The organism is Paenibacillus sp. UASWS1643, from assembly GCF_008693195.1.
Classification (GTDB): Bacteria; Bacillota; Bacilli; order Paenibacillales; family Paenibacillaceae; genus Paenibacillus; species Paenibacillus amylolyticus_B.
The window spans coordinates 94,683-107,947 of sequence record NZ_VXKZ01000103.1; the positions used below are offsets into that span (position 1 = coordinate 94,683).

At 45.4% G+C, this 13,265-nt stretch carries 11 protein-coding genes; 7 read left to right on the forward strand and 4 right to left on the reverse strand.

Features of this window, described 5'->3' with window-relative positions; genetic code table 11:
* The first annotated feature begins 16 nt into the window (after positions 1-16).
* Positions 17-3,691 (forward strand): non-ribosomal peptide synthetase family protein, encoded by a 3,675-nt coding sequence (locus tag FE296_RS10350; protein WP_150364936.1) that lies wholly within the window; start codon positions 17-19, stop codon positions 3,689-3,691.
* Positions 3,692-3,816: 125 nt separating this feature from the next.
* Here FE296_RS10350 and FE296_RS10355 read toward each other — a convergent pair whose 3' ends face one another.
* Together FE296_RS10355 and FE296_RS10360 are read right to left on the reverse strand one after the other, a co-directional pair.
* Entirely contained in the window at positions 3,817-4,437 is a 621-nt protein-coding gene (locus tag FE296_RS10355) for a TraX family protein (protein ID WP_223868837.1), read from the reverse strand.
* Between the two features lie 76 nt (positions 4,438-4,513).
* Positions 4,514-5,014 (reverse strand): GNAT family N-acetyltransferase, encoded by a 501-nt coding sequence (locus tag FE296_RS10360; RefSeq protein ID WP_124114013.1) that lies wholly within the window; start codon positions 5,012-5,014, stop codon positions 4,514-4,516.
* A 247-nt stretch (positions 5,015-5,261) separates the two neighbouring features.
* On the opposite strand from FE296_RS10360, the gene FE296_RS10365 reads away from it, so the two are divergent.
* Genes FE296_RS10365 through FE296_RS10380 form a run of 4 tightly spaced genes read left to right on the forward strand, consistent with a single transcriptional unit; the run spans position 5,262 to position 9,233 of the window.
* A complete protein-coding gene (locus FE296_RS10365; RefSeq protein WP_124114012.1) occupies positions 5,262-6,707 on the forward strand; it encodes a spore germination protein in 1,446 nt (481 codons plus the stop codon).
* Positions 6,704-7,852, forward strand: coding sequence for a Ger(x)C family spore germination protein (locus tag FE296_RS10370; RefSeq protein WP_124114011.1), 1,149 nt, complete (start codon positions 6,704-6,706; stop codon positions 7,850-7,852). Before FE296_RS10365 ends, FE296_RS10370 begins: the two co-directional genes overlap by 4 nt.
* A 38-nt stretch (positions 7,853-7,890) precedes the next feature.
* Positions 7,891-8,109 carry a hypothetical protein gene (locus FE296_RS10375; RefSeq protein ID WP_124114010.1) on the forward strand — a complete coding sequence of 73 codons (219 nt, stop codon included), beginning with the start codon at positions 7,891-7,893 and terminating at the stop codon, positions 8,107-8,109.
* A 2-nt stretch (positions 8,110-8,111) separates the two neighbouring features.
* Entirely contained in the window at positions 8,112-9,233 is a 1,122-nt protein-coding gene (locus tag FE296_RS10380; RefSeq protein ID WP_124114009.1) for a GerAB/ArcD/ProY family transporter, read from the forward strand.
* Between the two features lie 4 nt (positions 9,234-9,237).
* Here the strand turns inward: FE296_RS10380 and FE296_RS10385 are convergent, their stop codons facing one another.
* Entirely contained in the window at positions 9,238-9,711 is a 474-nt protein-coding gene (locus FE296_RS10385; RefSeq protein ID WP_124114008.1) for an RbsD/FucU family protein, read from the reverse strand.
* Between the two features lie 256 nt (positions 9,712-9,967).
* Here FE296_RS10385 and FE296_RS10390 point away from each other — a divergent pair, with 256 nt between their 5' ends.
* Both FE296_RS10390 and FE296_RS10395 read left to right on the forward strand, forming a co-directional pair.
* Positions 9,968-10,390, forward strand: coding sequence for a MarR family winged helix-turn-helix transcriptional regulator (locus tag FE296_RS10390; protein ID WP_062833722.1), 423 nt, complete (start codon positions 9,968-9,970; stop codon positions 10,388-10,390).
* Positions 10,391-10,420: 30 nt separating this feature from the next.
* On the forward strand, positions 10,421-11,761 hold the full coding sequence (locus tag FE296_RS10395; RefSeq protein WP_150364905.1) for an MFS transporter: 1,341 nt from the start codon (positions 10,421-10,423) through the stop codon (positions 11,759-11,761).
* Between the two features lie 158 nt (positions 11,762-11,919).
* Here FE296_RS10395 and bcbE read toward each other — a convergent pair whose 3' ends face one another.
* The gene (gene bcbE, locus FE296_RS10400) at positions 11,920-13,221 is read right to left on the reverse strand and encodes a bacillibactin exporter BcbE (RefSeq protein ID WP_124114006.1); all 1,302 of its coding nucleotides are present in this window, start codon (positions 13,219-13,221) and stop codon (positions 11,920-11,922) included.
* Positions 13,222-13,265: the final 44 nt, after the last annotated feature.

Genomic DNA, 13,265 nt, shown 5'->3' on the forward strand with positions numbered 1-13,265 from the left:
ATCTCCTACCCATTCCATGGAATCTAGCTTGCCCGTTCTGCAGATTCCACTGGATTTTGGGCGACGTCAACAATCATTCTCTTATCAGTCTGCTCAAATCACATTACATGCTTCTCTGAGCCGTGATCTTAAACAGAAGTTTGGAGAACAGATGGTGTACCCGGTACTCCTCTCAGCTTATGCAGCCTTGTTATTCCGATTGTCAGCTGAACAGGAACTTGCCATAGGTATACTTGCCCCCGATCAGGCAGCTTCCTATCTTTCATTACAGATTCAGGGCAAATTGACCTTTAACCAACTATGTCATCAGGTTTCAGAGCAGCTCAAGATTGAATACACGTTGCAAAACGGTGGATACCCTGAATCGTTTTTTATGCTGAATAGTGTTCAGTTGCCTCAAGCTCCTCAAATATTAAACTGGAACGTTCGAGATGATCAGAACATGCTCATCCTCGATCTGTTCTATGATAGTTCACTGTTAAAAGAGTCTACCGTGCTGAGATATGCAGAATATTATCAGACTCTTCTACTCGCCCTTGTGCGTGACGGTGAGAAAGCAATCGGTACTGTAGATATTCTTTCTTCCTCAGATCGATTGCTTTACCGTGAAATGAATGATACTTCTGTTCTCGAACCAGAGAATCAGACGGTTCATGGCTGGTTCGAAGCAACGGCAGCGGCATATCCGGATTCACCGGCGATAACATCGCCATCCAAAAGTTATACGTACAGGGAATTGAATGAACGAGCTAATCAGGTTGCACGTGTTCTGTTATCCAATGGATTGCAGAAAGGTGAATTCGTCAGTATCTTTATGGATCGAAGTCTGGAGACCATCATCTCCCTTCTTGGTATTCTGAAGGCGGGTGGTGCATATGTTCCGATCGACCCTGAGCATCCACAAGAACGTAACAGTTATATCGTGGAAGATACGGCGTCCTCATTCGTGCTGACAACGGAAGCTTCTTATGACCAAGCTTCCAGCTTGTTCTCCAGTATAGCTACGGTCCGTCAGATTCTCGCTGTGGATGGTCGTTTAGCCGGATTTGCAGCAAGTAACCCCAATCTGGATATTCAGCCAGATGATCTTGCGTATATTATCTACACGTCAGGGTCAACAGGTAAGCCGAAGGGTGCACTGATTGCCCATCGGGGTGTAACTAACCTTGGCAGTGTGGTTCAGCGTGATTGTGACATTCAACCAGGTGATGTATTAACCCAGTTTGCTACATACAGCTTTGATGCATCCGTGTGGGATACCATTGGCGCCTTGTTCTATGGAGCAGAATTATATCTGCTGTCTGCGGAAGAACGGGTATCCGTTGAAGAATTCGCAAGTGCAATTGAACGGACAGGAACAAACATCATTACGATACTGCCTACGATTTTCTTCAATCAGCTTGCTTCCTACTTATCCGATGAAGGTTTCCACAAGCTGGCCAAAGTCAGAATCATTACTGTAGCCGGAGAAGCGTTATATGGTGAACAAGTTCGTGCCTTCCAGCGCAAATTTGGGAACCAGATTGATATTGTTAATGTGTACGGACCTACCGAATGTACAGTAGCCACAACTACTCACCGCATCAGTGAGCAGGTTCCCGAACATGTGGTGAATATCCCTATCGGTAAACCGATTCATAACTACAAAGTATACATTGTAAATGAAGAACAACAGCTCTGTCCGGCAGGTGTACCTGGTGAGGTATATATTGCTACCCCTGCATTGGCCAAAGGTTATCTGAATCAGCCAGAACGTACAGAGCAAGCATTCATTGAGAACCCGTTTGCAATAGGTGAGAAAATCTACAAGTCTGGCGATATTGCCAAATTGCTGGATAACGGGTTACTGGAATATGTTGGTCGCAGTGACTCACAGCTAAAAATTCGTGGTCACCGGATTGAAATCGGGGAGATTGAAGATCACTTTGCACGGCTTGATCAGATCCAGAACGTTGCGGTCATTCCAAAGAAAGAATCGGATGGACAGAATATGCTGGTTGGTTACTTTACATCGAAAGATGGCAGTACTCTTTCTGTTTCGGACATCAAGGCAGCACTGACTGCGAAACTTCCTTCTTATTTTGTTCCGAAGTGGATATGTCAGCTGGATGAAATGCCAATTGCACCGACTGGAAAAATCAATCGCAAAGCGATGGTATCCCTGCCGCATGTGGAACGACATGAAGATCGCCCTGACCGGGTCATGCCTGAGACAGAGACGGAATCTATTATCCTTGACGCATGGAAAGAAATCCTTCAACACGATGACTTCGGTGTCGAAGACAGCTTCTTTAATATCGGTGGTGATTCACTCCGGGTCATTCATGTACTGGTCATTCTGAAGCCACATTACCCGCAACTGAAAATTGCCGACTTCTTTGCTGAGAAAACAGTCCGTGCTCTCGCTCGTCGCGTGGAAGTACTGTCTCAAAGTGCCACCGAAGTTACCCAATCGGCGGTGACGGAAGGCATGATCACACAATTATCCGAACACCCTGTGGAACTGGCGTCCCAGTTGGGGTATCCACTCATTCGTGAACCTGAACATGTGTTACTGACCGGAGCGACCGGTTATCTGGGTTCTCATGTGCTGCAACAGTTAATTCTGAATTCCAGTACACGAATCTACACACTGGTTCGTCGACCATCCAATGGAATAACTGCAATGGAACGTTTGACTAAAGTGCTGGAAGGATATTTCGGCAAACAACTGACTGATCAACTGTCTTCTCGCGTGGAGATTATTGAAGGGGATCTCGAACAACCTAATCTCGGTCTTTCAGCTGAACAAACAGCTTATGTCCAGGAACGAATTGACCGTGTCATCCACTGTGCTGCAGACGTACGACATTTCGGGGATGCCGAGCAATTCGCCAAAACGAATGTGGAAGGAACAGTCGCATTGCTGGATCTGATTCGCAGCAAACCTGGGGCCTCCTTCCACCATGTATCCACGATGGGTATTCCGGAAGATCTGGCACTCAGCGGACAATGGGAATCTTCCCTTCAATACGATCGGTTCCCGGCTGACTTGCATGTGGACAACCTGTATTCGGACAGCAAGCTTGAAGCCGAGAAAGTGCTCATGATTGCCGCAGAAGAAGGTGTACCTGTCAGTATCTATCGCGCAGGTAATCTGACTTGTCACTCCGATACTGGACGTTTCCAGTCCAATATTGATAGTAATGCCTTCTACCGCATGATCAAAGCCATGTTATTGCTTGGCAAGGCTCCTGCGGCTGATTGGATGGTTGATTTTACACCGATCAACTATGCAAGTGAAGCCATTGTTCACCTGGCCTTGCGTCAGGATACAGCCGGTCGTGTATTCCATATCTGTAATCCGGAGCCAATTCGTTATGATGAGCTGATCCGTTCTGTGAATCGGGCTGGTTACAATGTCGAAACACTTCCGTTTGCGGATTACACTCGTTGGTTGTTCGATGCCAGCATCAGCAAGGAGCCGGAAGCTCTTCAGTTGGCTATTGCACAGCTTGAAGGCGACGGCGCGAAGGATTCAGCTTATGTCTATGCTTGCCCTGTCACAACGGCTTATGTGGAACCTGCCGGAATCTCATGTGCGAAAACAGATGATCGATTCATCTCCGCCATGTTAGACTACGCTGTTCAGATTGGATATTTCCCTGCCGCAATTCGGCGCCATAATGGCACTTCAACAGCAATGGAGTAAGTTTCGTGAAGTTCAACTTTAACTAATAGGAATACGTAGAAGCCACCTCATCGTCATTCACTGACGAGAAGGTGGCTTCTTTACTTCGCATTTTTCAGACGTTTTGGCATTTCTAGATCATTCTTTTAGACCCATCGGATAATTGCAATGATGGCAAGATGCGCTGGATAGAAATAACGCCAGACCCAACGTGGCCCCTTCATACGGAATCCCGCTTGGTAATACTGAGCGATGGCAATGCCGGCGGTTGCGAGCACACTATACATTTGCACAGAGCTATGATGCAGCAGAAGATATAGTGCATTTAACACAACATGTGCCACGACAAGTACAGGCCCCTGGAAGTAACGGAATAGCAAGACCAATAATAACCCGTACATCCCGTAATCCATGTGACTAATTTCCATGAACCATCCTGCTCCAATGACAATGGGAATACCCAGTAAGCGGGTTGGCAATTTATCAACAACGAATAGTACCAGCAGGGCCGACCACAATGTCCATACCACGTTCAGAGAATAATGATTAAACGCAGCCATAAACGGCACCTGTGATATGATTGCGATCCAGAATAGCCGCCATATGTATTTTTGTACATCTCGTGTATGTTTATAACCGATATACACTGCAAAAGCATAGATTGGAAAAGCGATACGACCTATAATCCTCAATTCTATGATATGTGGAAAAAAGACAGCCCCTATATGATCAATTAACATCGTGATCATGGCAATCCACTGCATCATGTTGCAACTCCCCTCCCTCGTTCCCTATTACGGGTCTGCCAATCATTTATATAATGCGTCTTTTTTGAGCAACCTCTTATACATTAAATTCATAATACATGAACTTGGTATCCCGTGCATATCCTTCGGATTCATATAAAGCTTGCGCTTGCGTGTTACTTAACTCAGTAGAGAGTGATATACGAAGAACTCCACGCTCAGATGCCAATCGCTTGGCTGCTTGCAGCAGCTTCCTTGCAATTCCTTTCTGCCGATAATCAGGATGTACAAATAGATCATTAAGCACCCAGATCGGTCCCATCGATACTGAACTAAAACTGGGATACAACTGAACGAATCCGGTACAATTCAGGCCCTTTGAGATTGGCTTACCGTTACTTTCATCTGTCCCTTGATCCCTTTCCACATCGGTTTCTGCTACCAAAATCACCGATTCATGGCGTTCCATTCGTTCTTTAATATACTGACGCGCTGCCTGAATGTCAGCATTTTGGTTATAAAACATCCTGTACTCATTGAACAATCTTCCTACTTCATCACCATCAGGAAGACCCGCTTGTCTAATTCGGTGCTGCATTCCACTCAACTCCTTTGGGATCGAGACCAACGTCTCCTCGTTTGTATATCTTTTAATTGTAAAACAACCCTGTCCTTTTCCCCATTCATCATCTGCATCAAAGTTTGTAGTATCTTGGGCAATTCTCTGGAGATATCGAACATTCTTCCTTCGGAGTATATTTCAGTCAATGCGTTGCACACTATAGTATCACTCATAACTGACAGAGACTGGATGGACTATTCGTTGATATAGGAGGAAGACACTTATGAAAGAAAGCATTCTTCTACAGGTACAATCACGCCTGATCGGCGTGGCAGACATGATCTACCAACCGCTTCAGATTGGCCCTTTACACTGTACCTTGCTCTATATCCAATCCATCGTCGATACACAGATTATGAGAGAAGCTATTGTGAAACCTTTGCTTGAAGAGGCTGAACGGAACGAAGTTGACCCCGATTTTATTACGCAAGTCGTAAGTGGAACCTTTTTTTCACTCGAAAGCCAGCACAGAGATTCAGCTGATACGTTGGTAGATGATATCGTAACTGGTAATACAGCACTCCATGTGGAAGGCATGTCTGGCATGATTATTTTTTCAATTCAGAATTATCAGAAGCGCTCTGTACCGGAATCAACTAACGAAGTCGTCGTTGTTGGCCCCCAGGAAGCGTTTATCGAAGATATTAATGTAAATATGTCCCTATTGCGACATAAAATTAAACATCCTGATTTTAAAATGATCAAATTCACCATCGGCAAATATACCAAAACCGAAGTGTTTGTCATCTATATTCAAGGTTTATGCAAACCTGACATCCTGGAAAATGTATTAACCAGTCTGGGAGAGATTGATATGGACAGCAGCCTTGGTGTCAGTTATCTGTCTGAATTTCTGGAAGATCACCCGCTCTCTCCTTTTCCACAGTATCAATATACCGAAAGACCGGATACCGTTGCAGCTGCTCTTGTAGAAGGCCGAATCGGCGTCATGCAGGATGGAACGCCCTTCTCGCTGCTCATTCCAGTCACATTCTTCTCTTTGATGCAATCGTCTGAGGACTATTACCAGCGGTTTCATTCCGCTTCATTTATACGAATGATCCGGCTGCTGTTTGCCGTCATTGCTTTCCTGTTGCCTTCTGTATATGTAGCAGTCACTACATTCCATCCCGAGATTATTCCCACCAATCTGCTCATTACCATTGCATCCGCAAGAGAGAACATTCCTTTTCCAGCATTGATAGAAGCCCTCATCATGGAAATTACCTTTGAAGGACTACGTGAAGCTGGTATACGGATCCCCAAGCCACTCGGACAGACGGTTTCAATTATCGGCGGTATTGTCATTGGACAAGCAGCTGTGCAAGCAGGTATCGTCTCTGCTCCATTGGTTATTGTTGTATCCATTACAGGCATTGCGGCCTTTATTATTCCGCATTTTGAGTTGGGATTGGCCTTCCGGCTGCTCCGCTTTCCTGTACTGCTAATGGGTGGAACAATGGGCCTGTTCGGTGTCGTCATTTCAATCTACGTGTTGTACTGGTATATGGTCAGCATGCGTTCATTTGGTGTTCCATATATGCAGCCTTTTGCCCCACTCGTACTGCGTGATTTCAAGGATACGTTTATTCGGGTGCCCTGGTTCATGATGAAAAAACGAACCAAAGCCTATACGACCGATAATGAAAGGAGGCAGGATACACCATGATATTTCGAAAGCCTTCTCTACATCTTGCAGTCATTTGGATCTGCTGTCTGTTATGCACCGGGTGCTGGTCCAAAGTTGAAATTAACGAGCGTACCTTCATAACCGCCATGTACGTGGATAAAGCGGCTACCCCAGGAGAGATCGAGGTTACACTGAGCATGCCGCTCCCCAATCGTCTTTCTCCCGAAGGGGGCGGATCAGGTAAAGAACCCTATGCAGCCGTTTCAGCGACAGCACCAACGATTGCAGACGCGATCGAGAGAATCCAGACAGATCTTACCCGTAAAATCTCTTGGGGGCACACGCGGGTGATTGTGTTTGGACAAACCTACGCACGTGAAGGAATTGAAGATACGATGGAATGGATCGCACGCCAGCCCTTGTTCCATCTGAGCAGTTACGTCATGGTTACCAGTGGCAGAGCCAAGGATGTTTCTGATCTGACTCCTGTATTTGAGGAAACACCGAGTGATGTGCTAAGGGAGTTTTCCACAGAGGAAAATCTCTTGAAAACCCAGATGTTAAGCATATTTACAGCAGATAAAATGAATCAGGGATTCGCCACATCGATGTTAGGCAGCAGAAGAACAGCCATGGCCAGTGAAGAAGGTGAATCCAAAAAGTGGATCAGTCAGATTGGCGGAACCATATTCAGACAGATGCGTATGGTCGGGACACTCTCAGCCGATGAGGCACGTGCTGTTGCGTGGGCAGGGGAGAATCTGGATTCACTGACCCTCTCCGTTAGAACCAAGAAACAAAAAGCAAGCATGACATTGTATAACATGCATTCTGATATTCAAGTAAAACTTCAGAATGGTGAACCACATTTCATCATTACTTTGACAGGTAAAGCCGAGTTGAACTCGGTCATTCCAGTCCTTAAGGCCAAAGACATTGTCGGTACAAAGGACATTGAACAAGCCGCTAACGAAAAAGTGAATGCTCATCTTACCCGAGCCCTGCAAACCGCAAAACACCAAGGTGCAGATATACTCATGCTCGGATACCGACTGGAGTGGAGATACCCACAGGTATGGAAGAAGCTCCGGCCCACATGGGTCAATTATGTAAAAAACGATCTGCAGTTTACCGTCAACACGAATATCAACATTCAATTTGTCGGCTCGGAGTCAAGCTTCTAGCTTGCACGGGAATGGCTTTTTCCAAGGAGGTTACATACGTGTTAGCTGTTATCGTATTTGCGGGACTATATCTACTGGACTGGTCATCTGTAAAAACAAGCAAAAAAGCCATCAGACGTACCTATTTCATCCTGCTTGGTCTATTTCTCGTATGGAATACGCTCGCAGTAAGCTGGTCAGCATGGCCTAATCCCAATGATGTAATTCAATGGGTCTTTGGCTGGGCTGATCCTATGATTCATAAGGAAGGAGATTAAACATGAACCATCTGACTGCGGGACAAGCTTACCGCTTCATGTTTGTTTACCTGTATTCCGAACCTGTTGCTTTCCTCCTGCAACGTTTGTTCAAAATGAGCGGCTATCAGGGATGGTTGTCCACCATCGGCGGTTTTTCAATTAGTCTGATTTTTCTGTTCTTTACATACCGTTTGGGTTCCATTAATCCTGATAAACCCTGGATCTCCTATGGAGAGGATATTGTGGGCAAGGTGGTGCATCGCTTTTATATCGGATTAATTGTACTGTTATGTATCTACTTGTTATCGATTGATGTGGAAAATTTCATTATCTTCCTGCAATCGATGTATCTGCCACAAACTCCGATTTGGTTAACATCCACTCTTACTCTACTGTGCATCTGCCTGACTGCGCGTTCAGGATTGGTTACCATTGTATTTATGGCAGAAGGTATTTTTCTGGTGCAGCTGTTCACGTCCACCTTACTTATTCCTGCGGTTGGGGGCGGGGGCAATCCCGGAATACTGCTTGCGATGGCTACCCATCATGATCTGGGGGAGATCGTGATGGGGTCTCTATCTACCATGCCATGGTTCTCCGAATGGATGTTCTTCCTTTTCCTCGCACCAGTCGTTGCTTTCAGGCGTCCTATGCTAAAAAGCATGATATTCGCCGGTAGCACCGTTGTTGTATTTATCATTATATTCTGGATGTTTACACTGATGAATTTTGGCCCTTATGTTGCCGCAGGTCTCCGCTACCCTTTGCTTGAGATGGTCCGCTTTGCTCGATACGGAGATTTTCTCGATAATCTGGACCCTGTTCTGATTGCGATATGGTCAACGACGATGTTCACTCGCAGCTCATTTCTGTTGTATGTAGCTTCCGTCTGTCTTTCCAAATTGAGTGGGGTCAGGCAACAAAAATCTGTTGTGTATCTAATCGGGGGAACGGCTGCCGCCATTGTGCTTCAATATGCCAAAGACGCTACGTCGTATGAGCTGGCCATTCGTTCGTACGCAATTCCACTTTTCACTGTACTTATTGAATCCATGCCCATTCTGTACGTTCTGGTATACTGGCTACGCAATGGAAAAAATAAAAAGGCGACCAAAGCATCAGGTGCTCCGTCGCCATCCTAGGAATTCAGTTTGATTCAGCGTTCTGTTGTTGCTGAGCAGGATCAGCATCAGGGAAAATGACGCCTTTCTTCAGAATCAGATTGGCATATTGTGCACGCTCACCAGTAGCAACAATTGCATAGGCATTCGAAGCACGTTTATAAAAATCAAATCGCTCTTCATGATCCAAAGCATCCGTGATGCCTTCGTATTCTTCAATTAAACGGCGGTAGTCTTCCCATATGATCGGTACCACCTGATCCCCTTTGACAACCTGCATGACAGCAGCAGGACGCTCAGCATAGGTATCCAGTGGATATAATTGCAGGATGGCTTCCAATAATTCGACGACTCCCAGTGCATCACAGCGAACCAGTCGCTTGGCATGACTCGCTGCCGGGAAATTGCCATCAGCCAGAACCAGCTCGTCCCCATGCCCCATTTCAGACATGATTTTGAGCAATTCTGGAGGAATTATTGAGGGAATATTCTTTAGCATATACAGCTCTCCTTGATCTTCTCCAACATCGGTTAGAGCGAATTGGTTTTCTCCATTCTTCAAAAGCACTCTGAATTTCCATTTCATAGAAGCGTTTTCATTTCTATTCTACCAGTATTTTTTAATCATTGTACAGCGTACATGTTGTTCGAGATAAGATATTTCATTTTGACAAAAGTAATTGTTTAACATATAGTTGTTATAACAACTAATTTGATTGGAACATTTATTAAGGAAAGCGAGGATTCGCAATCATATGGACTACACCCTGGAACAATCTGTTGGATTCATGCTGGGTTTTACGCATCGTAAAGCAGTCGCTTTACTTGCTACGCGATTCAAACCTTATGATATTACGACAGAACAATTTTCTGTTCTTTTTAATGTTGACCGAGGTGAAGGTGTCAACCAAAAGGAGCTCGCTGCACGTGTTTTCAAAGACCAACCCACCACTGCCCGGATTATTGATCTGCTGGAGAAAAAAGGCTGGGTAGAACGCCGGACCAGCGAACAGGATCGCAGAGCCTATCTGTTATATCTCACCAAGGAAGGCAAAGCGTTAATCGATATCCTCGTTCCGATCGAAAGAGAAATGAATAAAGAACTTGCTGAAGGTATATCCGAAGACCAGATGGAAGCATTTAAACATACTCTTTCCCTCATTAACCGCAACTTGTAATGAATCACAACTCAGGGGGAATACGTCATCATGAAAGATCAATCTACACAAGTTAGACTATGGACCACCGATTTTATTCTGCTAATGCTGTGCAACTTTTTGTTATTCTTGCAGCTGCACATGATCGTCTCTCCACTTCCGTCCTACGTTCAGGAGCGATTCCACGCTAACGCCTTTGAGGTAAGCCTCTTCACCTGTCTGTTTGCACTAAGTGCCATTGCAGCCCGTCTCTATTCCGCGAAAGCATTGGAGAAGGGTCTTCGTAACGCCATGATCTATATCGGCCTGTCCGTAGCCCTGCTGGCAACGCTCGGCTATTATTTTGCTGCCGGTATAGCTGTGCTCTTGTTGCTTAGAATGTTGTTTGGTATCGGGTTTGGTATGAGCAGTACCGCTTTTCCAACGATGGCCTCGGACATTGTGCCCGTCAAACGAATGGGTGAAGGAATGGGTTACTTTGGTCTATCGACTAGCCTGGCTATGTCTATGGGGCCAATCATTGGGGTCACTCTGCTCCAGGGTGCAGGTTTTGTAACCCTGATGTTATGTACTGCGGGTGTCCTCGCTGTGATCTATCCACTGAGTTATTCGCTGACACGCAAAAAAACAGCCAGAACCGATAACAGTACAACCATCATGCCACAAGCCACAACAAGTGCTTCAGGGTCCAACCCGAAACAGAAGACACCTTTCAACCGCAAGCTGATTCTGCCCAGTGTGCTGAACTGCCTGTTATCCATCACCTATGGTGGGCTTGTCGGATTCATCGTTTTGTATGGCAAGGAAGCCAATCTGGCCAATCCTGCGCTGTTCTTTTTGTTTAATGCACTCGCCGTGTTATTGGTTAGACCATTTGCAGGACGGATCTATGACAATAAAGGTCCAAAAGCACTGCTCATTCCAGGGGCAATATTCGTTGCAGTCGGCCTCATTCTGCTCTCGTATGCAACCTCCATGTCCGTCCTGTTCATCGCTGCCTTTATCTACGGAATCGGTTATGGTTCCATGCAGTCGTCTCTGCAGACCTGGATGATTCAAGTTGTATCTCCTACTCAACGGGGTATGGCTAACGGTATGTTTTTGAACTCGCTGGATCTGGGTATTGCGACCGGTGCCCTTCTTCTTGGCGCCATTGCGGCCATAACCAGTTATACTGATATGTATCGATATTCCGTGATGTTTATGATTCTGTTCTTGCTTATATATCTGATTCAGGGAAAACGAAGCGGCAGCTTTTCCATTGAACCTCATGCTCTGCTCGCTCATACTCATATCACTGCAACGGAACCACCTCAAGATCAATCCAAGAATTCAGAATCTGGAGCCGGCAACACCGAAACAAGCCAGTCGAACAAGAGCAAACACGAATGATTGGTTAAAGTCATTCTGAACATAAAAACGCGTTTACACCGAGAAAGCAAATTTATCCGCTTTCTCAGGCGTAAACGCGTTTTTTTATTGGAACAGATCTGAATGTTAAACAAACTTAATACAACTTCGGAATGAACGTAGCATACAACACCGTCTATCTAAAATGGACTTTTCTTGCGACCTATGGGAGCATAACCTCTACTCGTCTCGATCCGATCGATATGTCGTTCATCCTGTTTCTGTCCGCTTCCTGAAGTAGGTTGATCTCCCTTATCCGGCTTCACTGCAAATAATGTAAGCAACCCGCCTACGGCTCCAGATGCAGCAAGCACACCAAAAAGCAAAAAATGTTGTTTGCCAATCAGTAAAGACACAACAGGGGGGCCAAGGGATACACCGATAAATCGCATGCTGCTGAACAAAGACGTAATCGTGCCTCGCTGTTTCTTATCTATACCTTCAGTGATTAAGGCATCCAGACACGGTAAGGTTGCTCCTATTCCGGCACTCCCCAATGTAAAAAGTCCAATCACAATATAGATATTATCGAAAATTCCAATAACACCCAGCGAAACGGTTACAAGAACAAGTCCTGCGAACCCAAGCCATTTCATACGAGGCTTACTCTTTCCGATCCATTTTCCTGCGAAAAAGGAAAACAGACACAGCGCCGCCAACGGAATGGCAAGCACGAGACCTTTTACGATCCCTTTCATGGCGAACTCGCTCTCCAATGTCTCGGATAGATAATAAAGCACGCCAAAAAGAATAAACATGCAAATTCCGCCGATCGCAAACAGAGCGTACAACCATCGCCCTTTTTCTTTCAAAACGTCCCGAATGGAAGCCACAAATTCCGTAAAGGTGGGTGGCTTCTCTTTTTTCTTGGGTGTCTTCACCAGGAAAATAACCAGAATCAGTGAAAGGACACATAATACAGGAATAGCCATAAATGGTAAATACCACAACCAGATAGCCAGCGCAGCACCCAAAATCGGGCTTAACACTTTACCAAATGTATTGGAGGTTTCAATGATTCCCAAACTTTTACTTACCTGATCTTCATCATTGAACATATCCCCAACCAACGGAATGACAATAGGGAATGCACCGGCTGCTCCAACCCCCTGCAATAATCGGCCACCTAAAATGGACCAGTATGCTGCGTTTCCATCCAGCATCCATGCAGCTACACCAGCTACAGCACCCCCGACGGCTGCAATAATGAGGCTTGGAATAATGACTGCTTTTCTGCCAAAGCGATCAGATAAATATCCTGCGAGTGGAATAAGCAGGATGGCAACTACAGCGTAGACTGTAATAAGCATGCTGACCTTAAATGCAGATACGTTCAACTCACGTTCAATTTGTGGCAAGATCGGTATCAGCATGGAGTTTCCCAAGGTCATAATTAAAGGGATGGAAGCAAGTGCGACGAGGTCCCACTTTTTGTCGTTCATACCACAACCACCTTTACAGATTCTACACACAACAGCATTATTGT

Coding starts and splice junctions, on each gene's coding strand:
- FE296_RS10380 (WP_124114009.1), top strand. CDS start 8,112: ATGAACCATCTGACTGCGGGACAAGCTTACCGCTTCATGTTTGTTTAC.
- FE296_RS10370 (WP_124114011.1), top strand. CDS start 6,704: ATGATATTTCGAAAGCCTTCTCTACATCTTGCAGTCATTTGGATCTGC.
- FE296_RS10385 (WP_124114008.1), bottom strand. CDS start 9,711: ATGCTAAAGAATATTCCCTCAATAATTCCTCCAGAATTGCTCAAAATC.
- bcbE (WP_124114006.1), bottom strand. CDS start 13,221: ATGAACGACAAAAAGTGGGACCTCGTCGCACTTGCTTCCATCCCTTTA.
- FE296_RS10360 (WP_124114013.1), bottom strand. CDS start 5,014: ATGCAGCACCGAATTAGACAAGCGGGTCTTCCTGATGGTGATGAAGTA.
- FE296_RS10355 (WP_223868837.1), bottom strand. CDS start 4,437: ATGATGCAGTGGATTGCCATGATCACGATGTTAATTGATCATATAGGG.
- FE296_RS10395 (WP_150364905.1), top strand. CDS start 10,421: ATGAAAGATCAATCTACACAAGTTAGACTATGGACCACCGATTTTATT.
- FE296_RS10365 (WP_124114012.1), top strand. CDS start 5,262: ATGAAAGAAAGCATTCTTCTACAGGTACAATCACGCCTGATCGGCGTG.
- FE296_RS10350 (WP_150364936.1), top strand. CDS start 17: ATGGAATCTAGCTTGCCCGTTCTGCAGATTCCACTGGATTTTGGGCGA.
- FE296_RS10390 (WP_062833722.1), top strand. CDS start 9,968: ATGGACTACACCCTGGAACAATCTGTTGGATTCATGCTGGGTTTTACG.